The sequence below is a fragment of the Bacillus sp. RB3 genome, from assembly GCF_030164735.1.
Classification (GTDB): Bacteria; Bacillota; Bacilli; order Bacillales; family Bacillaceae_G; genus Bacillus_A; species Bacillus_A cereus.
Genome location: NZ_JASNGE010000019.1, coordinates 46,154 through 72,355, shown reverse-complemented (window position 1 = coordinate 72,355; position 26,202 = coordinate 46,154). Strand labels below are relative to the sequence as shown.

Below are 26,202 nucleotides of genomic sequence, written 5' to 3'. Positions count from 1 at the left end.
TTAGTTAGCCAACAATTATCTTATAACAAGTTCAGAAAAATGTAAATTTTCAAATAAAAAAATCCATTCTAACAGAATTAGAATGGATTTTTTCGCTTATAAATTTGCAACATCTTCTTCTTTTTTACTATTATTTAAAGCACTATGTTTTCGGCTATATAAGAAGTAAACCGCTATACCAATAACCATCCATATCCCAAAACTAATCCACGCTGTCCCTGATAATTGAAGCATTAAGTATAAACAGAAAATCACTGTTAATGCTGGTAAAAATGGTACAAGCGGAGCCTTAAATGCCCTTGGTAAGTCTGGATGAGTTCTTCTCATTACGATTACCGCAACAGCTACAAGTGCAAATGCTGACAATGTCCCCATATTTACAAGATGTGCTAAAACATTTAAATCTATTAATCCTGAAATCAGTGCCGCAATAATCCCCGTTGTCCATGTATTTAAAAATGGCGTTTTAAATTTCGGATGAACTTTAGCAAGACGCTTCGGCAGTAAACCATCTCGGCTCATCGCATAAGAAACACGAACTTGCCCATACATCATAACTAGCATTACTGTTGTAATTCCTGTAATTGCTCCTACTGAAATTACCCCCGCTAAACCATCTTGTCCAATAAATTGAAGTGCAAAAGCAACTGGATCTGATATATTTAGCTGGCCGTATGGAACAATTCCTGTCAAAATAAGCGAAACAACGATATAAAGAACTGTACAAATTAATAACGATGCAATAATACCAATTGGTAAATCACGTTGCGGACGTTTCACTTCTTCTGCCGCTGTTGAAACTGCATCAAATCCTATAAATGCGAAGAATACTGTAGCCGCTCCAGCCATTACACCATCTAAACCAAATGGCATAAAGGGCGTCCAGTTTTCAGGTTTCACATAATTAAAACCAGCAAAGATAAAAATAAGAACAACTGCTATTTTAATAAATACCATAATGTTATTTACTCGTGCACTTTCACGAACACCCCTAGATAAAAGAACTGTCATCACTAAAATAATTAGAACTGCAGGTAGATCAATTATTCCACCCTTTCCTGTACCAGGAGCCGAGGAGAGAATAGTCGGAATGTGAATTCCAAACCCCTTTAATAAAGATTGAAAATATGCAGACCAACCGTTTGCTACAGCAGATGTAGCAAGTAAATATTCAAGCATTAAGTCCCAGCCAATTAAAAATGCGAACACTTCCCCCATCGTCGCGTATGTATACGTATACACACTGCCCGAGACAGGAACTGAAGAAGCAAATTCAGCATAACAAAATGCAGCAAAGGCACAAGCTAACGCGGCAATCGCAAATGATAATATAATAGCTGGCCCAGAATGTTTCGCTGCCACAACACCCGTTAGAACAAAAATACCAGTTCCAACAATTGCTCCGATTCCAAGCATAGTTAAATCTAGCGCACCCAATGTTCTTGCTAACGTTTTTTGCTTACTTTCATGCATTAACTTTGCAATTGGCTTCTTTTGAAAAATTTGCTTCATCTTTCACTCCTCCAAGTTTTAAATTTTCTGAAAATTTTTAATTCGCTTTTTTATTTTACTCATTACGCTTTTCCTAGTCAATACTTTTGTCGAAACAAGTAGAAATTCTTCTGAATATGCACGATCCTTATTATTCTTTCTATATATCTTTCCATTATTTTTTTGGTATTATTATACATGTCGATTCCGTGAAAAAGGCATGCCCCCTTATTGAGAGCATGCCTTTTTTACTTATTTCACAGTATATGAACCTTGTTCAATCCAGCTATACATATACTTTTCATCTTCTGTTTCATGTGCTTGTTTTACAATACGAAGCGGACGGAATGTGTCTATCATAACAGCTAATTCAAGCGTCTCTTTCTTCCCTATACTTGCCTCTGTTTTCCCCGGATGCGGTCCATGGGGAATCCCGCTCGGATGAAGTGTAATAGAACCTTCTTCCACACCTTTGCGACTCATAAAGTTTCCTTCTACATAGTAAAGAACTTCATCACTATTAACATTACTATGATAATATGGTGCTGGAATTGACTCTGGATGATAATCGTATAAACGTGGTACGAAAGAGCAAATAACAAAATTATGTCCTTCAAATGTTTGATGTACTGGCGGTGGCTGATGAATGCGCCCTGTAATTGGTTCAAAATCCTCTACATTAAATACCCACGGATATAAATAGCCATCCCATCCAACAACATCTAACGGGTGGTGTCCTAAAACATGTTTATGCATATAGCCTCTTGATTTTGTCATTACGACAAACTCGCCTTTTTCATCATATGTCTCTAATTTTTCTGGACCACGAAGATCTCTTTCACAAAACGGACTATGCTCTAACAATTGTCCGTATTCATTTCGATAACGACGCGGCGTTGTAATTTGGCTATTTGCCTCTACAACAAGAAACTTAGTCTCTCCTTCATCTGGAATAACACGATAAATCGTTCCAATTGGAATCGTTACATAGTCGCCTTTTCTATAGTGAATCGTTCCAAACATCGTTTCAATTTTCCCTGTTCCATAATGAACAAATAACATTTCATCGCCATCACCATTACGATAGAAATAATCCATTTTTTCTGTTGGACTCACTACTCCAATTAACAAATCTTCATTTCCAAGTATGAAATTCCGTCCACTTATTGCATCACCACTTTTTTTACTTTCTTTCGTTCGAAAGTGGCGATGAGAAAGAGCAACATCCTCTTCATACTGCAACTGACAAGAATGCGATAATGCAGAATGACCTACTTCTGTTGGCATATAATGATGATACAAAATAGACTGCGTACCAGAAAAACCTTTTGTTCCCATTACCTGTTCACGATAAAGCGACCCATCTTTTTTACGAAATTGTACATGTCGTTTATGAGGTAGTTCTCCCATGTGACGATAAAACATGCCCATCACCCGCTTCCTTTTCTTTTTTGATCGTATTACGTAGTGTACCTAAACCAGTAATCGACAGTTCTACAACATCTCCATCTTGTAGCCACTCTTCTGTACCCAGTTCTAAAATACATCCTGTTCCTACTGTCCCAGAACCAATCACATCTCCTGGATATAACGTAACGTCCTCTGAAGCACGTTCAATCATTTCAGCAAATGTATAGTAAATATCTTGGAAGTTTCCTTTTGATAATAGTTTTCCATTTACATGAGCAGTCATTTCTAAATTATATCGATCACCATTACGATAAACGTCTAATTCCTCTTTCGTAACGAGATGTGCTCCTAATGAAGTTGCAAAGTCTTTTCCTTTCGCTGGACCGAGACCTACTTTCATTTCTGTTGCTTGTAAGTCTCTCGCACTCCAGTCGTTCATAATACAATAACCAAAAATATATTCCTCTGCTTGCTCTCGAGAAATATTTCGCCCTTCTCTTCCTATTACGCAAGCAATCTCCAACTCATAATCAAGCTTTTTAGACTTTTTCGGACCAATTACAAAATCACCGGAACCAATTACAGCACGATGATTAGTAAAATAAAAAACCGGAATATCATACCATTCAGGCACAACATCTAATCCTCTTCGTCCACGAGCTGTTTTTACATGTTGTTCAAATGCGTAAAAATCTCGAATACTACTCGGATTAGGAAGAGCAGCTGTCAATTGTACTTCTTCTAAAGCATATATACCCTTATTTGGATTCTTAATATTCCGCACTACTTCTACATACTCATCCGCTTTCTCTAAAAAATCCATCATAGAAGAAGGGATTTTCCCTTCACTAGCAAGATTCATATCTATTACTTTGTCACCTTCAAGCCATCCAGCCCGTAGTTCTTTTGAAGGAAGACAAAATGTAACAAATTTCATCCTGATTCCTCCTTATAAAAATGAAATTTCCACCAGCAAAGGGACTTTTGCTGGTGGATACAAATCTTATAAGTTTCCGCGACGCTCTTGTTCTCTTTCAATTGATTCGAATAACGCTTTAAAGTTTCCTTCACCAAATCCACGAGAACCTTTACGTTGAATGATTTCAATAAATAAAGTCGGACGATCTACAATTGGTTTCGTAAAGATTTGTAGTAAGTAACCTTCATCATCACGATCTACTAAGATCTTTAATTCTTTTAACTTATCAATTTCTTCATCGATTTTTCCAACTCGTGCAGTTAGCTCATCGTAATAAGTATCAGGTGTATCTAAAAACTCCACCCCATTTGCACGAAGCGCTTCAACTGTTTTAACAATATCACTTGTTAATAAAGCAAGATGTTGTACACCAGCTCCATTATAGAATTCTAGATACTCTTGAATTTGTGACTTTCTCTTTCCGTCTGCTGGTTCGTTAATAGGAAACTTAATACGACTTCCATTCGTCATAACTTTTGACATTAACGCCGAATACTCTGTACTAATATCGTCATCATCAAAATGAATCATTTGTTTAAAGCCCATAACATTCTCGTAATAACTAACCCACTCTTCCATTTTTTCAACATTACCAACTACATGATCAACAGCAATTAAACCAGACTCCTCAAATGGAATATTAAATTCTACCTTTTGGAATCCTGGCATAAATGCCCCTTTATAATTTTTACGCTCTACAAGCGTATGAATTGTATCACCATACGTACCAATAACTGCTTTTTTCAATGTACCGTCCTCATCTGTTAATTCCTGCGGTGGAGCAATTGCGACGGCACCACGTTTCACTGCTTCTGAGTATGCTTTATCAACATCATCAACAAGTAGTGCCACATCCTTCACGCCATCACCATGAGTCTTTACAAACTCTGCAATACGATTTTCACTACTTAAAGCTCCAGACACAACGAAACGCATATTTTTTTGCACAAGAACATAAGATACCTTTTCACGGTTTCCAGTTTCTAATCCAGAGTAAGCTACAATTTTGAATCCGAACGCTCTCGCAAGATAATAACTCGATTGCTTTGCATTCCCTACGTAAAATTCCAAATGATCTACATCACGTACTGGAAAAAAGTCCTCCATTTGTGCAGCTAGCGTATCCATAGATTTTTGTTTCATAATATCTTCATCCCCCTGTAAATAGATTAAATGGTCCATACTTAAAACCAACCGAAAACGCTTCCAACATTAATTAATAGAAATTAGTTAGCAAGCTAACAAATTCTGACCTTTAAAATTTTCTATCTTTTCTGTCAAATTCCTCTTTTTTTCTTACATATAAAATTCGACTTTTTTCTCTTTGAAATAAAGCGGGATTTTATTCAGTGGATTTTTGATTATTCGTTGAATCAAGTTTCAACCGCAGCGTTTAATTAGCCATGAATGCTGGATAATGAGGTAACTTTAATACTTGAGGGTATATAAGAAGAATATAAAAAAGACTCCAACATATTAACTACTTACTAATACGTTAGAGTCTTTATTTTTTTTGAATGATTGTATTTATATATCTCATACTAATACATTTGCAAGGAATAGAATAAATGATGTTAATATTACCGCTCCACCTAAGGATCCTAATAAATCTGTTTTTGTTACTTGAAACACTTGTTCACTGTTCATATCCCTCATTCTCCTTCCTTTTTTGTTTAATTTAAAACTTCTATTATACTAATACACTTGATAAAAATACGATTAATGCTGTTAATACTACCGCTCCACTTGCTGATCCTACGAAATCACCTTTTGTTACTTGTAATACTTGCTCTTTCATATCATTTATCCTCCTTTTTTTCTTTTGTTACAAAGCTTCTATTATACTAATACGCTTGATAGAAATACGATTAACGCTGTTAATACTACCGCTCCACTTGCTGATCCTACGAAGTCACCTTTTGTTACTTGTAATACTTGCTCTTTCATATCTTTCATTCTCCTCTCTTTTTCTTTTATTACAAAACTTCTATTATACTAATACGCTTGATAAAAATACGATTAATGCTGTTAATACTACCGCTCCACTTGCTGATCCTACGAAGTCACCTTTTGTTACTTGTAATACCTGCTCTTTCATATCTTTCATTCTCCCTTCTTTTTCTTTTGTTACAAAGCTTCTATTATACTAATACGCTTGATAGAAATACGATTAACGCTGTTAATACTACTGCTCCACTTGCTGATCCTACGAAGTCACCTTTTGTTACTTGTAATACTTGCTCTTTCATATCATTTATCCTCCCTTTTTATAAGTTATCTATATGTAATTTCTAAGAAATGTTTATTTCATAGTTTTTATGTTAACGTTACATTAAATTTGATAACGTAACGTTTGTAACATTAATGTAACATAACTATTATTACGTTGCAATATAATTACGTAAAATTTATTACACTTTTTTTACGTTTTTTTTATAATAACCCTCAAAAACCTTTATTTAATGCGTTTTTCACTAAGTTCACGTTTGTAACATTCGTGTAACATTACAGTCATAAAGTGAAATGTAGTCATATTCCTCTCTATTTTTGTTACAAATTGTTTATTTAGTGCCACTAAACCTATCTAATCTTTACTTACTTTTAATATGAGATAAAATACCGTCTTTCCAAGATAAGTTTATATGTTTCCTCTATATAACTATGTATAATAAAAACAAAGAGGTGGTCATTTTGAAATTAATCGCATTAGATATGGATGGTACACTACTATCATCTAATCTTGAAATCTCCAAAGAAAACCTACAAGCAATCCAAACTGCACAAGAAGCCGGTCATATTGTAATGATCTGTTCTGGTCGTGCGAAAGAGGATGCTTTAAAGCTATTGGAAGAATATAAATTATCTCTTCCAGTCGGAGCAAGCAATGGGGCTATTGTTTATGTGGATGGAAAAGTAATTAACTCGCGTTGTATACAAAACGACAAAGTGTACAAACTTGCAAAATTACTAGAATCTGAAGGTTTCCCATATAAGCTATATACAAATAAAGGAGTTTATTCTCCATATACATGGCAAGATCAAGTGATGCAAGCATTCGAAGAAAATAAGCATGCGCTTGATGTTACATTAGAGGAACTTGAACGAATTACAGAAAAGCAAAAGAAATCGAACCTAATTACTGATTTCAAAAAAATAGAAGATGTTGTAAATAACCAAGAACTAGAAATATCTAAATTCTTCATTTTAACGTTTAATGCAGCGCATCGCGCACAGCTATTAAGTATATTACAAGAGGATGCTGATATTATGGTTACAGCATCGGCTCCTACTAACTTAGAAATTATGGATAAGAATGGACATAAAGGAAACGGGATACAGCAGATGGCAGCTCATTTTAATATCCCTATTGAAGATACAGTTGCTATTGGTGATAATTTTAATGATGTACCGATGTTAGAAGTAGCGGGCTTATCTGTTGCAATGGGCAACGCTGAAGAAGATGTAAAAAAGCTATGTGATGTTGTAACACTAACAAACAATGAACATGGTGTTGCTCACGCAATCGAGCAATTTGTATTGAAACAAACTTCATCTAGTAAATAAAAAAAGGACTCTTTCAATTTGAAAGAGTCCTTTTTTATACGTGATGACAAGCAACAAAATGCTCTACACCAACATTACGGAATTCTGGTACTGTTTTTTTACAAACATCCGTTGCAAATGGGCAACGTGTATGAAAACGACAGCCCGAAGGTGGATTTGCTGGACTTGGAATATCCCCTTCTAGTATAATTCGTTCTCGCTTCACTGTTGGATCTGGTATTGGAACAGCTGATAACAATGCTTTCGTATAAGGATGTAGCGGATTGGTAAATAACTCATCACGCGGTGCTGTCTCCACAATCGTACCTAAATACATAATTCCGATTTTCGTACATAAATGTTCTACTACACTTAAATCATGCGAAATGAATAAATAAGATAATCCCTTTTTCTCCTGTAACTCACTAAATAAATTAATAATTTGTGCTTGGATAGATACATCTAGTGCCGCTACAGGTTCATCAGCTACAATGAATTCTGGATTTAATACCATAGCTCTTGCGATTACGATACGCTGACGTTGTCCACCAGAAAACTCATGGGGATACCGGTCAATATGATAAGGAGCTAATCCACATAACTCCAATACTTCAATTACCTTTTCACGCACATTTTCTTTCGTTGCTAATCCGTGGGCCAACATTGGCTCTCCAAGCGCTTCTCCAATTCTCATTCTCGGATTTAATGAGCTAAATGGATCTTGGAAAACGAGCTGCATATTAGGGCGATGTTTTCTTAATTCATCCTTGGATAAAGAATGAACATCTTTTCCTTTAAACTTCACTTCTCCCTCCGTTTTTTGAACGAGGCGTAAAATTGTTTTTCCTATTGTTGTTTTCCCGCTCCCTGATTCACCAACGAGACCAAACACTTCACCTTTATTAATAGTAAAACTTACTCCATCAACTGCTTTTACATGCCCAATTGTTCTACTAAATACGCCACCCTTAATTGGAAAATATGCCTTTAGGTTTTTCACCTCTAATAATGGTTCACTCATTGTTCCGCACGCTCCTCATATAACCAACAAGCTACTTTATGATTTTCATCATTTACATTTAGATTTGGGGCTTCTTTTTCACATATTTCCATACAATGCTCACAACGCCCACTAAAGTAACAAAACTCACCTAAACCAACTAAATTCGGAACTTGCCCTGGAATAGAATATAGTTTATCTATTCGTTTTCCCATTACTGGTTTTGATTTCAATAATCCTTTCGTATAAGGATGTTTTGGATTTTGGAATATCTCTAGTACTGGGGCTTCTTCAATAACTTTCCCGCCATACATAACGACAACATAATCAGCCATTTCCGCTACGACACCTAAGTCATGTGTAATTAATAAAATCGACGTTTTAAATTCTTCTTTCACTTGTCTTAGTAGATCCAATATTTGAGCCTGAATGGTAACATCAAGAGCTGTTGTTGGTTCATCTGCAATTAATAACTTAGGATTACAACTAAGCGCAACAGCAATCATAATACGTTGTAACATCCCACCGCTCAGTTCATGCGGATAAGAATGGACGATTTCATCAGCGCGGGCTATGCCAACTTTACGAATTAACTCAATTGCCTTCTTATATGCTTCATTTTTACTAAGTAATTCATGCTCTCTTAACGTTTCTACAATTTGCTCCCCTACAGTGAAGACGGGGTTTAGCGATGTCATCGGTTCTTGGAAAATCATTGCAATATCATTGCCTCGTAAACTACGAAGTTCTTTCTCTTTCATTCCTAAAAGACTTTTTCCTTCATATAAAATGTCTCCACCCACTACACTACCAGATTCAGCAATAAGCCCCATAATAGATAAAGCTGTTACACTCTTTCCGCAACCTGATTCTCCTACTACACAAACTGTTTCCCCTTCTCGAACCGCAAAGCTAACATGGTTCACAGCCTTTACTGTCCCCTCGTCAGTTTGAAAATGTGTTTGTAAGTCTTTCAGCTCTACTACCGCTTTACTCATATCTTCTCACCTACCGTCTCATCTTTGGATCTAACGCATCACGAAGTGCATCACCAAGTAAATTAATTGATACAACTGTTATAAAGATTGCAAAACCGGGCGGAATCCATAACCATGGACGCTTTTGGAAATCGATTAATGAGTTAGCTGCGCTAATCATGTTCCCCCATGATGGTGTAGGTGGAACGACTCCAAGACCTAAGTAACTTAGTGCGGATTCTCCCAAAATAGAACCTGCAACACCTAATGTGGATACAACAATTAAAATGGGTAAAACATTAGGTATTAAGTGATATATAATTTTCCGGTAATCTTTTATTCCTAACACATCCGCAGCTTGCATAAATGCTTGCTCCCTAAGTGATAAAATTTGCCCTCTTACAAGGCGTGCAAGCCCTGGCCAACCTACTAGACTTAAAATAATCATAATGACATACAAACGATAATCAGACGGTACTTTCCACTCTGATAAAATCGCACCCATTATAATAAGTAGCGGTAATCCTGGCATTGACATTAAAATATCTGCAAGCCGCATAATAATATTGTCCACAATACCACGATAAAAACCTGCAATCGCTCCTAATAAAGCTCCAAGTATAACCGATAAAACCATTGAAGCTAAACCAATGGTTAATGAAATACGTCCCGCTTGCATAAGCCTTGTTAAAATATCTCTTCCTAATTGATCTGTACCAAGCCAATGAGAAACACTAGGTGGTTTGTTAATGAGCGCAACTTGTATTTTCCCTGATGCATATGGAGAAAAGAACGGACCGATAAAACAAAATAAAAACATAAAAATTAATGCATAAAACCCTACAAGTGCCATCTTATTTTTCTTTATCTTTTTAAAAGCTTGTCGCCATGGTGATGATTCGCTTCTGCTCTTTTTTTCTTTTTTTTCTGTAATTACTGTAACAGTCTCCATTTCTTTCCCCCCTTACTTCAACCGAATTCTTGGATCAACAACTGCATATACGATATCTGCTAAAAAGTTTGAAACGATTGTTAAACAAGAAAGAAACATCGTAAATGCCATCAATACTGTATAGTCACGGAAATTTAATGCTTCTAATTGAATATTACCAATCCCTGGCCAGTTAAAAATTTGTTCAATAATAATTGCCCCAGAAAACAATCCCGGTAATTCAAATGCTAATAACGTAATTGCTGGTAATATTGCATTTTTTAATGCATGCTTATAAATAACCGTCTTCTCCTTCAAACCTTTCGCTCTTGCTGTTCGTATGTAATCTTGTCTTACAACCTCTAACATACTTGTTCTAAAATACCGAGTTAGCGAGCCAACCCCGAGAAGCGTCAAAATAAATACTGGTAAAATCATATGTTTTGCAACTTCTATCACGTAAGCAAATCCTGTTGAATTACTGCCAACATCAATCATTCCACCTATCGGTAATAACTTAAAGTCAACCGCAAACACCTTAATTAAAAACAAGCCGATAAAGAATGAAGGGAATGACATTGCTGCAAAAACACCGATTGTTACAAGTTTATCGAATAAAGAATGTTGCTTCGTCGCCGAGAATACACCGATAATAAGTGCAATTAGCCAAATAAAAAACAATGCAATAATTGCTACACTAAAAGAATTCCAAATAAATTTATTTAATAATGACGTTACAGGCTCTTGATATTGAAGCGAGAAGCCAAAGTCCCCTTGCAATGCATTACCTAACCAATGAAAATAACGCTCAACAATCGGTTTGTTCAACCCATATAATTCCCTCAGTTCAGCTGCTCTTTCCGGTGTAATTTTCGGGTTTGAATCAATATAATCCCCAGGAAGAAGTGCGAACAGGACGAAGATAATAATTGATGTACCAAGCAGTGTAGGAATCATTTGTAACAACCTACGAACAATATATGTTTTCACCCTTTTTCTCTCCAATCTTATGCTTAAAATAGAAGAACATTTTTTCAAAGCGGCACATTACTAACCGAATGAAAAAATGTCTTCTACTTATACATTCTTATCGTTATTTTTCAAATGATAATACTGGTAAGTTTGCACTAATACTGTTGTACTTTTCAGGATCAATTCCTTTTATATTCCCGTTATAACCAGTAATTGTTCTACGGTAGTTTAATAGAATTACTGGTGGATCATCACTTAATTCTTTATACAATTCTTTATAAATAGGTTTACGCTTTTCGATATCTACAGTTTCAATACCTTTTTGAATTAGCTCATCTACTTTTGCATTCTTATAACCAAGACTAGTTTCATTTGCAGTAGACAAATATTCACCAGCTGTTTCACTCGGGTCACTTGTAATCGGTGTCGAAACGGAAGCTAAATCATAATCTCCTTTGTTTACCTTAGAAAGCATCGTATTAAAGTCCATAAATTCAGGATTAAACTCTACACCTATTTCTTTATAATTCTCTTTCGCAATTGGAATTAATAAATCACTATCTTTAGCCGAACTTGGACCGAAATAAGAAAGTTTTAATTTTTGACCATCTTTTTCACGAATTCCATCCGAACCAACTTTCCACCCTGCTTCATCTAATAATTTTTTCGCTTTTTCTTTATCGTATTCGTATTTATTAACTCCTTCTTCCGTATAAGCCCAAGAAGTTGGATGAATTGGTACATTGGCTACTGTACCGTATCCTTTTAACGCTGTATCAACATATTTTTTGCGGTCTAATCCGTAAATAAGTGCTTGGCGAACCTTTTTATCCTTTAAGTAAGGCTTATTATTATTCATATAAATATAACTAAATGACGGCGCTGTTTCGATTTGGATATTTGCGAATTCTAAAGCCTTAGCCTGTTCAAGAACCTCATCACCGGTACCTAAGCCAGTATGGTCAACTTCTCCTGTTTGGAATAACTGAAGCTTCGTATCACCAGAAGTAATTTTATAAATAAAGTTTTGAATTTTTGGTTTACCCGCATAATAATTTTCGTTAGCAACAAAACGAACTTCTTGACCTGGAATATACTTTTCAAATTTATATGGACCCGCAGCTAATGGCTTTCCATATAAATCTTTTAAGTAATCTAAGCTTGTATTTTGCTTATAATCTTTTCCATAATAAGCTTTTGATAGTACTGTACCTCCTAAAACAAATATAGCTTGTGAATTCACTTTTTCAGTTGTAATTTTAATTGTTTGTGGATCAACAACTTGAATACCTTCAATTGAAGTTGCTTTTCCTTCTTTATATTCTTTACCACCTTTAACGGCATATTGAGAGATATCTACTTCACCTTCATATGCCTTATCATGTAAAAGCGTCAATGTGAAAGCTACATCATCCGCCGTTAATGGCGATCCATCACTAAATTTCAAATTTTTACGTAAATGGAATGTATATGTTAACTGATCAGAAGAAACGTCCCACTTCTCAGCTAATTCTGGAATTGGTTTCCCTTGTTTATCGGTTGATACGAGAGATGCAAAAATAACTGAAGTTACGTTTCCATCCCAACCATTTTGTTGAAAGTATGGTAAAAATACGCCGCCTGGCTTACTAATACCAACTACTAACGTATCTTTTCTATTCTTCGCTTTGTCTGGCACTTTCGTTTTATCTGTCGCAGCAATCTTTTCAATTTTCACATTTTTTAAATCCTGCTGCTTAACCGGCTCTGTAGAAGCCGTATCCTCCTGTCCCCCACAAGCAGATAACACAAGCGAACTACTCAGTAATACTGAAAATACACCAGCCCATTTTTTTGTCTTTTTCTTCATTGTCCCCACCCTAACTGTTTAATAGTTATACCCTTTGAACTTATTAGCTTATGTATGCCTCCCACAGCACATTTATAGCCAATCGGAAAAGTCGGTTTTAATCAGAAAAAAATAGATGTTTTTGAGGGGTAACAATCTTATTCCGACCTTTCCGGTAGACTTTATGGTTATTAGCTTATATCGTTCATTATGTTTTGTCAATTCTTTCTAAATAAATATTTTGAGAATTTTTCCAAAATTACCACTCTACATTTATACTTTAAGAAAACTCAGCTATAATTCGTATTAAAACTTAAAAATCTACTTCTATTCCTTCAGCATGAAACATAGAATACTAATAACCAATTACCAAAAAGGGGGCGAAAATATGGACAACCTATTCCAATACGTCCTGCACTACGTATTATTAACAATTATGATAGTCGGAGCGCTATTACTATTCCCGTTCTTCCCGAAGTTCGTCCTCTTTTTAGCTTTTTTTATTATGCTCGGGATCGCTATTATAATTTCAACGAGAGAAGATGCCACGCAAAAAGAGAGCAGAGTTCAGCGCGTAAAGCTGTAACTTTGCTCTCTTTTCGTTTCCATTCACTAGTCTCTGTTACACATATTTATCCCGCTATTTGCCGTGCAGTAAGACCCCCACCTCAAAATTCAGCGAAAGCAAAAGAAATTAGGTCTGGGTCGGGGTGCCCGTAAAGGCCCTCACTTTATCTCTCGGGAAATAATTAGCCTTTGTTTTTGTAATTACTCCTATCCAAAAACCACTAATGACATTTATTTTTCACCTTATTATTTTCATATGTTTCACAAGCTATGCAAATTGAGGAACACGGATTTATCTAAGTTACTGTTTCACGTGAAACACATCGCTTCATTTAACCTTTAAAGCAAAATATCATTATGAAGAAAGCCACTTCCTCCAGCAAAACTGAAAGGAAGTGGCTTTCTACTCATTACTCCACAATATTCTCTAATTCATTATATAAATCTGCTCGTAACAACTCTTTCTTCGCTTTTTCCTCATATAATTTTTCAAGTTTTTCAACATCAGCTACATGTTCCATTCCACATTCTATTGCATATATATCTTCTTCTACATGCATTAACTCATTTTCAATCTCTTCAAGATTCCTAGCTTCTTTCTCTTTTACAGGAACCGTTTCAACACTTTTTCTCCCTTGGCGTTTCTGCTTTATTACTTGCTTCTCAAGCTTTTCCTCCCACTTTTGACGAGCCCATGCATAGTTTCCTGCAAACTCAAATAATTTGCATCTATCAATCCAGTACGTCTTTTCAAATAACTTATTTAAAAAATATCGATCGTGTGAAACAGCTAAAATCGTCCCGTTATATTGCTCAAGGGCTTCCTCTAAAACTTCCCTTGATTCAATATCAAGATGGTTTGTCGGCTCATCTAAAATTAGAAAATTGATGTCTTGATACATAAGTTGCGCAAGTCTTAATCTCATTTTTTCTCCACCACTAAGTTGCGTTACTTTCTTAAATACTGCTGGACCATAAAACAAAAACTTAGCTAATATATGTCTTGCTTCTCCCTCTGTTACAGCCACATTCTCTCTGAATGCTTCCAATACATTACTCTTCATATTTTCATATGCATGTTGTGATAAATAACCAATTTTGACACTACTACCAATTCGAATTTCACCAACGTCTGGATTTATTTCTTCTAATAGTAGTTTTAATAATGTAGTCTTCCCTGTACCATTACGACCAACGATAGCAGCACGCTCTTGAAAACGAACATGTAAATTCGCTTGTTCAAATAAAGATCGGCCAGCAAAACCTTTACTCACTTCTTTCATTACAACAACATCTTTTCCGCTTCTCTCTTGCCCTTCAAACTGAAGACCCATCTGTTTTCTTTCTAAAATCGGTCTCTTTAATTTCTCTATACGCTCTAACGCACGTTCCATATTCCTCGCTCTTTTATGCAATCCTTCATTCGGAGGATTCGCTTGATTTGCCCATTCACGTAGGCGCTTAATTGCTTCTTTCATTTTCTTTATTTTCTTTTGCTGCTCTTGATAAGCTTGAAACTCTTGAAGTAACCTTTCTTCCTTCTCCTCAACGAACTGAGAATAATTCGTATGGTACACGTGAATCTCTCCATCTTCCAAATCCAAAATTTTCGTTACAACTTCATCAAGGAAATAGCGATCGTGTGAAATAACCATAACTGTTCCATTATATTCTTTTAAAAATTTCTCTAACCATTCAACTGCAAACAAATCTAAATGATTTGTTGGTTCATCTAATAGAAGTAAATCTGGTTTCTGCAATAGCATATATGCAAGGCTTATTTTCGTCTGTTCTCCTCCACTTAATTCCGTAAATACTCTTGGAAATAAGTTTGTGACTTGTAAGCCATTTGCTACCTTCATTATATTTGCCTCTATTTCATAACCACCGAGAAATGCAAATTTTTCTTGAATTACTCCGTACCTCTCCATTAGCTTTTGCAAAGCAGATTGTTCCTGCTCCTCCGCCATATTTTTTTCTAGAGCATGCATTTCTTTTTCTAATTCCTTTTCTACTTTAAAAGCGGAACTCAATACATCATATACAGTCATGGCCTCATCAAACTTCGGAATTTGTGCGACATGACCAATACGTGTACCTTTCTTCATATGAATGGCTCCTGCATCCAAACTCTCCATTCCCGTTAGAAGCCCAAAGATTGTTGTCTTCCCACTACCGTTACGACCAACTAACCCAACACGTTCACCATTCTTTATTTCAAGCGATATATTTTCAAATATGATGTTTCCACCAAAAGATTTCGTTACATTATTTACACTACAAATAGTCATTTTCCGTACTCCTTTCAATATAAAAAACCATGAGAAAGAAACATTCCCCATGGTTTTCGGCATAGAAAAAGGAAGCCAAATAGCTCCCTTTTCACACGTTTATTAAAAATGGGTGAAGAGATTTCTATCGTTCAATAGTCACTATGCAATTGTTAAAAAAGGGCATACGTATCCCGTTAACAACTACATCATGAAAAATCGCACGACAAAAATAGATAAAATCTAAAAATTTGGCACGCGCAGCTAAAGAACGTTTCATCTCATTCACCCCTTTCGTACGGAATTTAATACTTACTTCTTTATTATACTTTCCAATTTCATGTTTGAATAGTCATTTTTCTGAAAATAATGAAGATAGACTAAACATTTCAATAAGTGACATCAAATCTTACAAAACTGTTATGTTCACGTAATGGAAAGCGATAGTACGAAAAGATGCCTCCCTATACAATAAAGATGTAAAACAAGAGAGACAAACACAAGGAGGAAACAAACATGATGAAAGAAATCGTAAAAGCAATCTTTGAGGTATTAGTGAACGGACAAGCAGTTGTAAAAGAACTAAATGAACTATAAAAAGGAGTGAAGAAATATGATGAACATGGTAAAAATGATTTTACACGCTTTAGTCGATGCAAAAGCAGTTAGCCAAGAATTAAACCAACAATAAAAAGGGGTATATGAATATGAAGAAAGCCATTATTATAATTGCAAGCACAGCAATTACTTTATACACAATAAAAAATAGAAAAAAGAAAAATAATGAAAATGTTCTATATTATCCATACACACTATTAGAGAAAAAATAAAAGACAAGGTACCCTATCGTAATGAGGATATCTTGTCTTTTATTTTTTCCATATTGTCTTTAGAGGATTTCCTTCTCCTTTTCCCGAATGTATTAAGCGGGATTTTTACACATATTTTAAAGGGGCATATATACAAATGGATACACAACAACTATATTTTTTAAACGATATCGGTAAACAAAAACCAGAAAGTATTCGGAATAGAAGCGCTGCATGTCCATTTTGCGATAAAGAACATTTAACGGATATTTTAGCAACTGATGGTTCTATTATTTGGTTAAAAAATAAATTTCCTACATTACAAGATACATTTCAAACGGTGCTGATTGAAACGGATAATTGCGAAGATCATATCGCAACATATACAGAAGAACATATGCGAAAATTAATGCAATTTTCTATTCAACATTGGTTACACTTACAGAAGAACGAAGAATTTGCATCTGTAATTTTATACAAAAATCACGGTCCATTTTCAGGTGGAAGTTTGCATCATGCACACATGCAAATTATCGGAATGAAATATGTAGATTATCTTGAAAATATTGAAGAAGAAAATTTTCAAGGGGTAATTGTGCAAAAAAATGAACGCATTGAGCTTAATATTTCAGAGCGTCCCATTATTGGCTTCACTGAATTCAATATAATCATTGATAATATTTCATATATAGATGAAATGGCAAATTACATTCAGCAAACTGTACGTTACATACTGATAGATTTCCATAAAGGATGCAGTAGTTATAACTTATTCTTTTATTACTTAAATGGAAAAATCATTTGTAAAGTTGTACCTAGATTTGTCGTTTCACCATTGTATGTAGGATATAAAATACCGCAAGTTTCTACAAAACTAGAAGAGGTGAAAATACAACTCACGCAGTATTTCACGAAAGAAAAGGATGAAATTATTCATAAAAAAACAGAGTAGGTATAGAAAACCTACTCTTTGACCCCGCATTAACGAGCAGTAAAACTTCCACCTCAAAATCCGGAAAACGCTAGAATTTAGGTGGAAGATTAACTGCTCGTAAAAGCCCGATTGGTGAAGACTAATAATCAGCGGGGGATGAACAGACTCCCCCACTGATTAAAGTTTCACTTTATTACACCTTTATTTCGATAGTACACATCTTCTAGTCCGATGTTATACTTCATGTTATTATCCGTCCACTCTGGCCCTAAATTCCCTGGCCATCCAGATGTATTCGCTATATATTTCAGTAATGCAAAATCAGTCAAACCTTTTTGCACCCCACGCTTATATCCTTTCATTAAATGCGGCATTGCAATTTGCGCATTTGTACGTGGATCTTTCAGCTCATCATCAGTTAAATGTTCTGGTGCAAGCCCGCCGCCGCGGTGTAGTTGAAACAATCCGAATGAAGTTCCATTATCTCCAACACTTCTTGGATTTAATCGACTTTCATGCTCGGCAATTGCAAGAGGTATCCATTCTGGAAGATTTACTTTCTTCGCTTCCTCTATAATGATTTGTTTCATCTGTTTTGCTTCTTCTGAATCAACATAGCTTGTTCCATTCACTAGCTTATCCATTCCTTCAGACTTTCCTTGGAAATATAAATATACTCCAAGAACAACTAAAAATCCTACAAAGAATTTCTTCACTACCTCTACCTCTTTCTCCGCTGAAATTTGTCCCCTTTCAGCCTTCCCTTTACAATTACCTACATTCTATTACTCTTTTATCATAGCAAATAACTATACGTATTATCATCATGCTTTAGACCGATTTTGTGAAAAAACAGCTGGTAAATACGTGCAAAAATGTAACTTTCATAGACTATAACGCATTTTTTGTATATAATTGTAAACTGAACTCTATATATAGAATAGGAGCGTACAAAATGAAAAAATGCCTAACACTCTTGTTCAGCATTTTACTACTCATCCCTACCTACACCTCTGCACAAACATCATCAAAACCAAAAGTACTTGTTTTGTATAGTACACAAGACGATAAAGTTTCAAATAATGTCCAAATCCTTAATACTCAATTAGGACATTTTACAAATGATATAACCGTAAAAAACTTAAAAGAAGCAACTTCAATTAATAACGTATCCTCCTATACACATATTGTTTATATCGGTGAAACAAAAGAAGCGTTTTCTGATGAAACGAAACAATTTCTAGAAAACTTCTCCGGCCCTGTATTAGTATTAGGACAAAATGTTGAACAATTATCTAAGCGTTTTTCTTTCATTACATTGAAGAGTGACGATATACGAGTTAATAAAATTGAATATCCAGAAAAGAAGCTAAAAAATACCTTAGAAGAGGAACGATTAATTCAATCATTTGATACGAATGGAACTGTGCTTGCTAACGCTTTAAGCTCAAATAACACTAACCCACTAATCGTTCAGCATGAAATATCTTATTATGTTGCAACACCTAACCTCTTTGACTGGATGTCTCATTACGTCGGTGAAATGTTATTTTCTTATTTCAGCCAAAAACCAACGAAAAATAAAGTTGAAGCTTATTTACGTCTTGAGGATGTTCACCCAGCAGCAGATATAAATCAATTGAAAGAAATTGCTGAATTACTAAAAGAGAAAAAGATGCCTTACATGATTACTGTTATTCCGGTATATAAAGATCCAGATACAGGAAAGATAATACATTTAAAAGATAAACCAGAACTAGTTGATCTTTTACGCTCTATGCAAGATGATGGTGCAGCAATTATTATGCATGGTTATACTCACCAATTTTATGACAGTGAAACAGGTGAGGGCTTTGAATTTTGGGATGTCAAAACAGATCAACCAATTCGCCAACCGAAGCATGAAAAACCGAAGACAAAAGATGACTTTCCAAATATAGAGGCATATAACCAATATGTAAAAAAAGAGGAAGAATTCGAGGAAAAATATACGAAAGATCATATTGAAAAAGGAATTCAAGAACTTGTAGATGCTAAACTATATCCTGTTGCCTTTGAAGCACCTCATTACACGATGTCTCAAAAAGGATATGAAATATTATCAAGGTACTTTTCAACTTATGTAGGACAACTACAGTTAAATGATACAACTTGGAAATCCATGCACTCACCATATTATACAAGTACTCCGTCATTTTTACATGGAATGAAACTATTGCCTGAAACAGTCGGATTTATTGAAGAAGATACGCCACAAACTATTGCTAAAATGAAAGAACGTGCTCTATCTGTTTCTAAATTATCCGATGGAGTTATTGGTGCATTCTATCATCCTTACTTAGGTGTGAAACCATTAAAAGAAGTATTAAAGGATCTAGAAAGTATTCCAAATATAGAGTGGATTGATTTACAAAAGGAAAAGAATGAAGTAAAAATGAAAGATATTCATATTACGACGAATAAAGACGGCATTCACGTTGAAAAACCAACCAGTGCGAATGACATAATTGATTATATAAAGCAATATGGCTTCTTCCTTATACTGGGGTTCGTTATCATTGTCTTTCTTTTATTATTAAAACGTGCGAGAAAATTAGAATCCTAATACAAAACCACCGAGCGGAACGCTTGGTGGTTTTTTGTCATATATCAAACCGTGGCATTTTATTAAATACATTCAATTTTCACTTTTTCCGTTACATGATTAAAACTATAATTCTCCTATCCTTTCAAATAAAATCGACTTGTATTTTCATATATTGTTTTTGCGACCTTATCAATGGATATGTTTTGTATAGAACTAATTTCCTTTAATACATCTCGAATCATTCTTGGATGCGTTATAACACCCTCTTGAAATTCCCACGGTCCATCTGTTTCTACCATCATATATTCAAGCGGATAATACGAAACGATTTTTCTAATCTTCTCCTTATGTAAAACATCCGGTGTAATCGAAATATAATAACCATTCTTCATCATCCGTTTCATTGTTTCATCACTTCCTTTAAACCAATGGAAATGTGCACGTGAAACTTTATATTTCTCTAGCAAATCACATACAGTGTCAGCATCTTCATAAACTGCGTGTAATACAATCGGCAAATTATACTTACTAGCTAGTTCTATAAATTTTTTCAATACAGCTATGTATGGATCTACAGCAATGCTTTCATCTTCTTTCCTCAAATAATAGGGCAAACCTACTTCACCAATCGCAACAATTTCCTCTGCGTTCTGTTCAATAAGTTTATAAATCTGTTCACACTCTTCTTTATGAATCTGTTGCTCTGGATGAAACCCTATCGCTGGATATATAAAGGGATTCTTCTTCGCTAAAGATAACGTTTCCTTACAAGATTGATAATTCATAGATACAGCAATAAGCCCCTTTATTTCATTACTATTTTCCACCTCTTTCAGTAATCTGTTCTTCTCTTCATCCTTATATTGATCAACATGTATATGACTATCAATCCATTTCATCTTTATGCCCCCATAAAAAAAACAAGAAAGGACTTCCTTTCTTGTTTTAGCATCTATATTATTTAACAATTAAGTTTGTTATGATATCAAATAATCCAATACACACTACGGCAACAGTAAAGTAGCTACAGAAATCTTTAATTGGTAACTTCACTACTTCTTCTTTACGCATCCCATTTTTCTCCCTTCTTACTAGATCCCTAATTATTTTTCTATCTGTATCTATTATGCAAAAAATATGACAAATTTACTATCGAATTAACTTACGTAAACCTTACAATGTTGTAAGGTTTAAAAAAGGATCCTCATCTTTATTCAGATGAGGATTATTAAAAATTAGTTGGTTTTTCATTCTTCATTACAAACAGAAAGTAATACATTAAGACTTTCTAGTTACACTATATGAAAATTACTATCTTTTAACTATCGAATTACATTACAGAAGACTTACATGTTTGTAAGTTATGTGTAATGTAATTCGATAGTTTCCCTTACTTATATTTCGTACAATAAAGTTAGAAAGTAAGCCAAATAAGAAGAACACTCAAATAACCAAATTGCATTGCTAGTAGCTACTCTTCTTATACCTTTCAACCATGCTACTACAATGTACCCCCTTCCCCTTTATATAATAAAAAAGCCTTAGTCTATATGGACTAAGGATTTTTTATTAACCCATAAAATACCCTTACCTGGTATTTTTATTTTCGACAAAAAATAGCTGGGGGTATATTTTACTATCTCATCGTTAAAAGTTTACTCTTCGCATTTATAGGAATATTTGCAACCTCAATCTCTTCAATCGATTCACCGTAACGTCCTTTTGCAAAAACCTTTAATGCTTCATCTCTCTTTAACATATGCTTAACCGTTTTCTTTATTTTCTGCTCTCTACCACGTTCATCGAATGCAATAAATTCATATTCATACCACTCATCACCAATATGCTGACCAATTGTATTCACAACCGTATAGTATTCTTTCGTCTTATAAAATGGATTATATTTATCGATAACCGGTCCAAGTTTCGTAGGCAGTAACATTACTACTATCACTATCATCGCTATTATAGTAGTGATCATTTTTTTCTTCATAATAAACATTCCTCCTCTGCAGGATATATATACATCCATTTTAAAAAGGGGGAATAAAATCTACTATTGAATCTCATTACATTACACTTACATTTTTGTAAGAATTAAAAAAGGTGAACGAATTTACTCGTTCACCTTTTAGCTTGCTTTAAAGCCACCGCCAAGTACATCACGTACATCATGTATAACAACGAAAGCATCTTCATCTACCCGGCTAATAACTTGTTTTAACTTAACAAGCTCTTGTTTATTAATAACAACATATAAAACTTCTTTATTTTTACCAGTATATCCGCCGCGCCCTTCTAATACAGTAACACCGCGTGTCATATTTTTCGTAATAGCTTCACGAATTAAATCTGGTTGATTCGAGATAATCGTAACAGCCGTTTTTGTATCCATTCCTTCTACAATGAAATCAATCACCTTCGCTCCGATGAACACAGCTACAAGTGTATACATTGCCTTTTCTTGCCCTATTATAAATACAGAACCAGCAATTACAACAATATCAATAATTAGTACGCCTTTACCTACGCTCCAACCTAAATATTGATTTGCTAACCGAGCTAAGATTGCTGACCCTCCCGATGTACCTCCGGCTTTGAACATACAGCCTAATCCAATACCCACAAATAAACCAGCAAATAAAGCTGCTAATAATGTATCACTATTTACATGATACTCAATATGTTCTGTAACGTATAAAAACAAAGATGTTTCTACAATCCCTAAAATTGTATAAATCATTGTTTTCTTATCAAAAAATTTATAACCAATAGCTAGTAAAATTGCATTTATAGCAAAATTCACAATCCCTGGTGACCAATCAAATAAGTAGTACGTAACAACCGTTAAACCAATAATTCCACCTTCCGATAAACGGTTTGGAATTGCAAAGTAATTAATACCAATTGCGAATAATAATGAACCAATTGTAATTAGTGTTATTTCCTTTATACGTTGATTAACCATAGTTCATACCCTCCCCCCATTTGACATTGTATCACTATCTCCTAGAGGTTTAGAAGTGGTTTTTATTCCGCATTTTCCCTCTTAAAAATTGAAATATTATGTTTAAACAGAGGGTTGATTAATTATTCATATTTGCTCTAACTGCACGGACAAATTGCTCCACATTCCCTTTCTGAATATACTTAGCGCGAATGGTTTCATGATTACAAGTAAACTCAAAGTACGGATGAAAATCTATGCTATCTATATGCACATATGAGTACTCTTTAAATGTTGAAGGATAGTAAGGAAATTTCCCGTAAAACAGGAGGCGTCTAGTAGTGGCAACAAAAATTCCATGTTGATAACATAACATGAAATTATCCTTCTCAAAGATCCCTACCACAAAAACCAAAATCTTTTCATCATCATCTACATACTTTTTCATACTCGATAAAAGTTCATTCATGCATATTCCTCCAAATTCTATTCACTGCTTTAACACTTGAAAAGAATCCATGGATATTACAGACCGGTTTAACTCCTTTATAAAGTATGAAACGCGTTTCCTGTCAAAGATATTTCAAAAAAATAATCCGTTATGCGATTATACACATAACGGATTAAGATTAAACTGTAGAGCGTTCCACAAGTTCGTATGGAATTTCCAGCTTTTCTTGTTTAGAACTCTCGTCATTCACTTTTCTATGCAACATTTCAAAAGCAGTTTTCCCTATCTCCTTTAAATTTTGATCAATAGTTGTCAATTGTAACACTTGCGAGATAGGTTGATTATCAAAGCCAATAATCGCTAAATCCTCAGGAACTTGAATCCCTAATTTTTCAACCTCTGTCATAACCCCAATCGCAACTTCATCACCTGCTACTATTAATGCTCCAGGAAGATCCTGCATCTCTTTTAACTTATGAGCCACTTTTACACCATCTTCTAGTGTAAAACATTCTGTAAAAATCCATTCTTCGTTAACCTCTTCATCTATAGATTGCAATTGCTGTTTATAAACATCAAAACGCTTTTGACTACTCGGCCCTAATTTTCTTCCCGTACAATAGCCAATTTTTTTATAACCTTTCTCAATCAAATAATCCATTCCTAATTGAAAGGCCGCTGAATGATTCGTATATACACTTGAGATGTTTGAAATATCATTATCTTCACAAGCAATTATTGTGCCGTAAGAAGCATACGGTTCTATCGTTTCCCAATCATTTGCACGTGAACAAATAATAAGACCATCCAATTGTTTTGTTTTTAACATATGTAAACTTTTCATTTCTTCTTTTTTATTATAATTCGTTTGGCAAAGTAACACTCTGTAATTATGAGTTAACGCAATCTCCATCATTCCGCTCACCATCGCATCAAAACACGGATGATTAATATACGGTAAAATCACACCAACAATATTCGTCTTTCCTTTTGATAAATGAACAGCATTTGCGTTTTGCGAGTAATTCAATTTCTCAACTATCTCTATAACCGCTTTCCTTTTTTCTTCACTTACATATGGGTGATCATTCAACACTCTCGAAACAGTCGTAACTGAAACTCCCGCCATCTTTGCGATATCTTTAATATTAGCCATGCACTCACCTCTATCTTTAAGTTAATGAATCTCATGAACATATGTCAAATCTTCTTATCATTACACCTTCATTTGTTTCTCTTACAAAAGTGTAATTTTTCTGTAAGCTAATTCGATAGTGACTTTCCGCAACATTTCATACAATTAAGTCAGAAACAAGGTAACAACTATTCGAAAAGGAGCGGATTAATATGATGAACAAAATGAAAACGAACAATTTCTTACATACAATGGGCATGGTATTTTCCGCTCTTATCGACGCAAAAGCTGTTGCTTCTACATTAAACAAGTAAGGAGAATATATTATGAATAACATCACTTTTAACAAATTAGATTTTTTAGGACTAGCTAGTGGCTCGCTTCTTCTTACTGCTTTTATTTACGCCGCTACGCTTGTATAACTTTGTGTCCCCTTTCCCCTTTATTATAAATAGTAATAGAAAAGACGACCGTTTATGCCCGGTCGTCTTTTCTTATTTTTGATTTGATTGCAAAGCTTCTTTTAACTCCTCAAACTTCTCATTTAATTGATCTGTCATCATTTTCATAGCGGTTTTTCGATCTATTTGTTCTCCAGCCTCAATTTGAATCGGATCTCCAAAAATCAATTTTGCCTTTTTCCCCTTTATTAATTCTTTTACACTTGATGGACCAACATAAGCTGCCGGCACTAAAGGTACATTAGAACGCATCGCAATTGTCACAGCACCCGCTTTTAATGAAACATCTTCCGCTGATCTCGTTCCACTCGGAAAAATCCCTACTACCTTTCCTTCTTTTAATAAACGTGATGGAATTTTAAGTGTACTCGGTCCCGGATTCGCGCGATCTACAGGGAATGCATTTACATTTTTAAAGAACCAATTTTTGAATTTCCCTTCAAATAATTCTTTTTTTGCCATGTAATGAATTTGAGTTGGGTACATCCCTGTAGCTAACATTAATACATCCATAAAACTTGTATGTGTACACGCAACAACATACGGACCACCTTCTGGTAGCTTTTCTCTTCCTTGCACTTCTACTTTCCCAGCTGTTTTAAATATATATTTCAACAAAAATGTAATTGGTTTATACATTTATTTCGTTCCTTTCTAAACATCCGAAGTATAATCATATTCTTACAACAATTATAACACTAAGTTTTAGGAGTTGGTAATAAAAATAAGTATGAATTGTTAAATTTCAATTCTTACAAAAGTGTAATTTTCTTGTAAGCTAATTCGATAGTTACTTCTTACTATATTTCATACAATTAAGTCAGAAACAGGGCAACAATTATTCGAAAAGGAGTCGATTAATATGATGAACAAAATGAAAACGAACAATTTCTTACATACAATGGGCATG

General features: G+C 34.6%; 29 protein-coding genes. 6 read left to right on the top strand and 23 right to left on the bottom strand.

Annotated elements, in window-relative coordinates:
• Window positions 1–96 precede the first annotated feature (96 nt).
• The 9 genes from bcaP to QO049_RS21280 form a co-directional block, all read right to left on the bottom strand.
• Window positions 97–1,512 carry a branched-chain amino acid transporter BcaP gene (gene bcaP / locus QO049_RS21320; protein ID WP_000809349.1) on the bottom strand — a complete coding sequence of 472 codons (1,416 nt, stop codon included), beginning with the start codon at window positions 1,510–1,512 and terminating at the stop codon, window positions 97–99.
• Window positions 1,513–1,743: 231 nt separating this feature from the next.
• Entirely contained in the window at window positions 1,744–2,916 is a 1,173-nt protein-coding gene (locus QO049_RS21315; RefSeq protein ID WP_013141710.1) for a homogentisate 1,2-dioxygenase, read from the bottom strand.
• Window positions 2,882–3,838, bottom strand: a complete 957-nt coding sequence (locus QO049_RS21310) for a fumarylacetoacetate hydrolase family protein (RefSeq protein WP_000673989.1) — start codon at window positions 3,836–3,838, stop codon at window positions 2,882–2,884. Before QO049_RS21310 ends, QO049_RS21315 begins: the two co-directional genes overlap by 35 nt.
• Before the next feature lie 66 nt (window positions 3,839–3,904).
• A complete protein-coding gene (hppD, locus tag QO049_RS21305; protein ID WP_000810922.1) occupies window positions 3,905–5,023 on the bottom strand; it encodes a 4-hydroxyphenylpyruvate dioxygenase in 1,119 nt (372 codons plus the stop codon).
• A 393-nt stretch (window positions 5,024–5,416) separates the two neighbouring features.
• Window positions 5,417–5,527 carry a DUF3948 family protein gene (locus QO049_RS21300; protein ID WP_001083690.1) on the bottom strand — a complete coding sequence of 37 codons (111 nt, stop codon included), beginning with the start codon at window positions 5,525–5,527 and terminating at the stop codon, window positions 5,417–5,419.
• A 43-nt stretch (window positions 5,528–5,570) separates the two neighbouring features.
• Window positions 5,571–5,678 (bottom strand): DUF3948 family protein, encoded by a 108-nt coding sequence (locus QO049_RS21295; RefSeq protein WP_000664237.1) that lies wholly within the window; start codon window positions 5,676–5,678, stop codon window positions 5,571–5,573.
• Window positions 5,679–5,719: 41 nt separating this feature from the next.
• The gene (locus QO049_RS21290; RefSeq protein ID WP_000654250.1) at window positions 5,720–5,836 is read right to left on the bottom strand and encodes a DUF3948 family protein; all 117 of its coding nucleotides are present in this window, start codon (window positions 5,834–5,836) and stop codon (window positions 5,720–5,722) included.
• 34 nt (window positions 5,837–5,870) lie between these two features.
• On the bottom strand, window positions 5,871–5,987 hold the full coding sequence (locus tag QO049_RS21285) for a DUF3948 family protein (RefSeq protein ID WP_000654250.1): 117 nt from the start codon (window positions 5,985–5,987) through the stop codon (window positions 5,871–5,873).
• A gap of 34 nt (window positions 5,988–6,021) precedes the next feature.
• Entirely contained in the window at window positions 6,022–6,129 is a 108-nt protein-coding gene (locus QO049_RS21280; protein ID WP_000664237.1) for a DUF3948 family protein, read from the bottom strand.
• 442 nt (window positions 6,130–6,571) lie between these two features.
• Here QO049_RS21280 and QO049_RS21275 point away from each other — a divergent pair, with 442 nt between their 5' ends.
• The gene (locus tag QO049_RS21275; RefSeq protein WP_000766421.1) at window positions 6,572–7,444 is read left to right on the top strand and encodes a Cof-type HAD-IIB family hydrolase; all 873 of its coding nucleotides are present in this window, start codon (window positions 6,572–6,574) and stop codon (window positions 7,442–7,444) included.
• Window positions 7,445–7,478: 34 nt separating this feature from the next.
• Here QO049_RS21275 and QO049_RS21270 read toward each other — a convergent pair whose 3' ends face one another.
• From QO049_RS21270 to QO049_RS21250, 5 genes are all read right to left on the bottom strand, one after another.
• Window positions 7,479–8,444 carry an ABC transporter ATP-binding protein gene (locus QO049_RS21270; protein WP_001294485.1) on the bottom strand — a complete coding sequence of 322 codons (966 nt, stop codon included), beginning with the start codon at window positions 8,442–8,444 and terminating at the stop codon, window positions 7,479–7,481.
• Window positions 8,441–9,421, bottom strand: a complete 981-nt coding sequence (locus QO049_RS21265) for an ABC transporter ATP-binding protein (RefSeq protein ID WP_000030767.1) — start codon at window positions 9,419–9,421, stop codon at window positions 8,441–8,443. The genes QO049_RS21270 and QO049_RS21265 overlap by 4 nt, the downstream gene beginning before the upstream one ends.
• Before the next feature lie 10 nt (window positions 9,422–9,431).
• Entirely contained in the window at window positions 9,432–10,352 is a 921-nt protein-coding gene (gene opp4C, locus QO049_RS21260) for an oligopeptide ABC transporter permease (protein WP_000451080.1), read from the bottom strand.
• 12 nt (window positions 10,353–10,364) lie between these two features.
• Window positions 10,365–11,321 (bottom strand): ABC transporter permease, encoded by a 957-nt coding sequence (locus QO049_RS21255; protein ID WP_000860748.1) that lies wholly within the window; start codon window positions 11,319–11,321, stop codon window positions 10,365–10,367.
• Window positions 11,322–11,424: 103 nt separating this feature from the next.
• The gene (locus QO049_RS21250) at window positions 11,425–13,152 is read right to left on the bottom strand and encodes an ABC transporter substrate-binding protein (protein WP_000730688.1); all 1,728 of its coding nucleotides are present in this window, start codon (window positions 13,150–13,152) and stop codon (window positions 11,425–11,427) included.
• 367 nt (window positions 13,153–13,519) lie between these two features.
• On the opposite strand from QO049_RS21250, the gene QO049_RS21245 reads away from it, so the two are divergent.
• Entirely contained in the window at window positions 13,520–13,717 is a 198-nt protein-coding gene (locus QO049_RS21245) for a hypothetical protein (protein ID WP_000369254.1), read from the top strand.
• A 391-nt stretch (window positions 13,718–14,108) separates the two neighbouring features.
• Here the strand turns inward: QO049_RS21245 and abc-f are convergent, their stop codons facing one another.
• Window positions 14,109–15,989, bottom strand: coding sequence for a ribosomal protection-like ABC-F family protein (abc-f, locus tag QO049_RS21240; protein ID WP_284489439.1), 1,881 nt, complete (start codon window positions 15,987–15,989; stop codon window positions 14,109–14,111).
• Window positions 15,990–16,113: 124 nt separating this feature from the next.
• The gene (locus QO049_RS21235) at window positions 16,114–16,248 is read right to left on the bottom strand and encodes an RAxF-45 family protein (RefSeq protein ID WP_000830643.1); all 135 of its coding nucleotides are present in this window, start codon (window positions 16,246–16,248) and stop codon (window positions 16,114–16,116) included.
• A 421-nt stretch (window positions 16,249–16,669) separates the two neighbouring features.
• Here QO049_RS21235 and QO049_RS21230 point away from each other — a divergent pair, with 421 nt between their 5' ends.
• Both QO049_RS21230 and QO049_RS21225 read left to right on the top strand, forming a co-directional pair.
• Entirely contained in the window at window positions 16,670–16,798 is a 129-nt protein-coding gene (locus QO049_RS21230; protein ID WP_001998915.1) for a hypothetical protein, read from the top strand.
• Between the two features lie 136 nt (window positions 16,799–16,934).
• A complete protein-coding gene (locus QO049_RS21225) occupies window positions 16,935–17,729 on the top strand; it encodes a DUF4931 domain-containing protein (RefSeq protein WP_002004289.1) in 795 nt (264 codons plus the stop codon).
• A 167-nt stretch (window positions 17,730–17,896) separates the two neighbouring features.
• On the opposite strand, the gene QO049_RS21220 is transcribed toward QO049_RS21225, so the two are convergent.
• Window positions 17,897–18,427, bottom strand: a complete 531-nt coding sequence (locus QO049_RS21220; protein ID WP_000713248.1) for a transglycosylase SLT domain-containing protein — start codon at window positions 18,425–18,427, stop codon at window positions 17,897–17,899.
• Between the two features lie 239 nt (window positions 18,428–18,666).
• On the opposite strand from QO049_RS21220, the gene QO049_RS21215 reads away from it, so the two are divergent.
• The gene (locus QO049_RS21215; RefSeq protein WP_246961763.1) at window positions 18,667–20,316 is read left to right on the top strand and encodes a DUF2334 domain-containing protein; all 1,650 of its coding nucleotides are present in this window, start codon (window positions 18,667–18,669) and stop codon (window positions 20,314–20,316) included.
• A 116-nt stretch (window positions 20,317–20,432) separates the two neighbouring features.
• On the opposite strand, the gene QO049_RS21210 is transcribed toward QO049_RS21215, so the two are convergent.
• From QO049_RS21210 to QO049_RS21190, 5 genes are all read right to left on the bottom strand, one after another.
• Window positions 20,433–21,197 (bottom strand): TatD family hydrolase, encoded by a 765-nt coding sequence (locus QO049_RS21210; protein WP_246961761.1) that lies wholly within the window; start codon window positions 21,195–21,197, stop codon window positions 20,433–20,435.
• Window positions 21,198–21,934: 737 nt separating this feature from the next.
• Window positions 21,935–22,291, bottom strand: a complete 357-nt coding sequence (locus QO049_RS21205) for a YxeA family protein (protein ID WP_000728422.1) — start codon at window positions 22,289–22,291, stop codon at window positions 21,935–21,937.
• Between the two features lie 138 nt (window positions 22,292–22,429).
• The gene (locus QO049_RS21200; protein ID WP_000248040.1) at window positions 22,430–23,266 is read right to left on the bottom strand and encodes a YitT family protein; all 837 of its coding nucleotides are present in this window, start codon (window positions 23,264–23,266) and stop codon (window positions 22,430–22,432) included.
• A gap of 118 nt (window positions 23,267–23,384) precedes the next feature.
• Entirely contained in the window at window positions 23,385–23,714 is a 330-nt protein-coding gene (locus QO049_RS21195) for a PH domain-containing protein (protein ID WP_001004251.1), read from the bottom strand.
• A 160-nt stretch (window positions 23,715–23,874) separates the two neighbouring features.
• A complete protein-coding gene (locus QO049_RS21190) occupies window positions 23,875–24,852 on the bottom strand; it encodes a LacI family DNA-binding transcriptional regulator (protein ID WP_001273899.1) in 978 nt (325 codons plus the stop codon).
• Between the two features lie 305 nt (window positions 24,853–25,157).
• On the opposite strand from QO049_RS21190, the gene QO049_RS21185 reads away from it, so the two are divergent.
• A complete protein-coding gene (locus QO049_RS21185) occupies window positions 25,158–25,253 on the top strand; it encodes a DUF3948 family protein (protein WP_001060007.1) in 96 nt (31 codons plus the stop codon).
• A gap of 72 nt (window positions 25,254–25,325) precedes the next feature.
• On the opposite strand, the gene QO049_RS21180 is transcribed toward QO049_RS21185, so the two are convergent.
• Window positions 25,326–25,931: a lysophospholipid acyltransferase family protein gene (locus tag QO049_RS21180; RefSeq protein WP_000277777.1), complete on the bottom strand. Its 606-nt coding sequence runs from the start codon at window positions 25,929–25,931 to the stop codon at window positions 25,326–25,328.
• Between the last annotated feature and the right edge of the window lie 271 nt (window positions 25,932–26,202).

Coding starts and splice junctions, on each gene's coding strand:
- bcaP (WP_000809349.1), bottom strand. CDS start 1,512: ATGAAGCAAATTTTTCAAAAGAAGCCAATTGCAAAGTTAATGCATGAA.
- QO049_RS21315 (WP_013141710.1), bottom strand. CDS start 2,916: ATGTTTTATCGTCACATGGGAGAACTACCTCATAAACGACATGTACAA.
- QO049_RS21310 (WP_000673989.1), bottom strand. CDS start 3,838: ATGAAATTTGTTACATTTTGTCTTCCTTCAAAAGAACTACGGGCTGGA.
- hppD (WP_000810922.1), bottom strand. CDS start 5,023: ATGAAACAAAAATCTATGGATACGCTAGCTGCACAAATGGAGGACTTT.
- QO049_RS21300 (WP_001083690.1), bottom strand. CDS start 5,527: ATGAACAGTGAACAAGTGTTTCAAGTAACAAAAACAGATTTATTAGGA.
- QO049_RS21295 (WP_000664237.1), bottom strand. CDS start 5,678: ATGAAAGAGCAAGTATTACAAGTAACAAAAGGTGATTTCGTAGGATCA.
- QO049_RS21290 (WP_000654250.1), bottom strand. CDS start 5,836: ATGAAAGATATGAAAGAGCAAGTATTACAAGTAACAAAAGGTGACTTC.
- QO049_RS21285 (WP_000654250.1), bottom strand. CDS start 5,987: ATGAAAGATATGAAAGAGCAGGTATTACAAGTAACAAAAGGTGACTTC.
- QO049_RS21280 (WP_000664237.1), bottom strand. CDS start 6,129: ATGAAAGAGCAAGTATTACAAGTAACAAAAGGTGACTTCGTAGGATCA.
- QO049_RS21270 (WP_001294485.1), bottom strand. CDS start 8,444: ATGAGTGAACCATTATTAGAGGTGAAAAACCTAAAGGCATATTTTCCA.
- QO049_RS21265 (WP_000030767.1), bottom strand. CDS start 9,421: ATGAGTAAAGCGGTAGTAGAGCTGAAAGACTTACAAACACATTTTCAA.
- opp4C (WP_000451080.1), bottom strand. CDS start 10,352: ATGGAGACTGTTACAGTAATTACAGAAAAAAAAGAAAAAAAGAGCAGA.
- QO049_RS21250 (WP_000730688.1), bottom strand. CDS start 13,152: ATGAAGAAAAAGACAAAAAAATGGGCTGGTGTATTTTCAGTATTACTG.
- QO049_RS21245 (WP_000369254.1), top strand. CDS start 13,520: ATGGACAACCTATTCCAATACGTCCTGCACTACGTATTATTAACAATT.
- abc-f (WP_284489439.1), bottom strand. CDS start 15,989: ATGACTATTTGTAGTGTAAATAATGTAACGAAATCTTTTGGTGGAAAC.
- QO049_RS21235 (WP_000830643.1), bottom strand. CDS start 16,248: ATGAAACGTTCTTTAGCTGCGCGTGCCAAATTTTTAGATTTTATCTAT.
- QO049_RS21230 (WP_001998915.1), top strand. CDS start 16,670: ATGAATATGAAGAAAGCCATTATTATAATTGCAAGCACAGCAATTACT.
- QO049_RS21225 (WP_002004289.1), top strand. CDS start 16,935: ATGGATACACAACAACTATATTTTTTAAACGATATCGGTAAACAAAAA.
- QO049_RS21215 (WP_246961763.1), top strand. CDS start 18,667: ATGAAAAAATGCCTAACACTCTTGTTCAGCATTTTACTACTCATCCCT.
- QO049_RS21210 (WP_246961761.1), bottom strand. CDS start 21,197: ATGAAATGGATTGATAGTCATATACATGTTGATCAATATAAGGATGAA.
- QO049_RS21205 (WP_000728422.1), bottom strand. CDS start 22,291: ATGAAGAAAAAAATGATCACTACTATAATAGCGATGATAGTGATAGTA.
- QO049_RS21200 (WP_000248040.1), bottom strand. CDS start 23,266: ATGGTTAATCAACGTATAAAGGAAATAACACTAATTACAATTGGTTCA.
- QO049_RS21195 (WP_001004251.1), bottom strand. CDS start 23,714: ATGAATGAACTTTTATCGAGTATGAAAAAGTATGTAGATGATGATGAA.
- QO049_RS21190 (WP_001273899.1), bottom strand. CDS start 24,852: ATGGCTAATATTAAAGATATCGCAAAGATGGCGGGAGTTTCAGTTACG.
- QO049_RS21185 (WP_001060007.1), top strand. CDS start 25,158: ATGAATAACATCACTTTTAACAAATTAGATTTTTTAGGACTAGCTAGT.
- QO049_RS21180 (WP_000277777.1), bottom strand. CDS start 25,931: ATGTATAAACCAATTACATTTTTGTTGAAATATATATTTAAAACAGCT.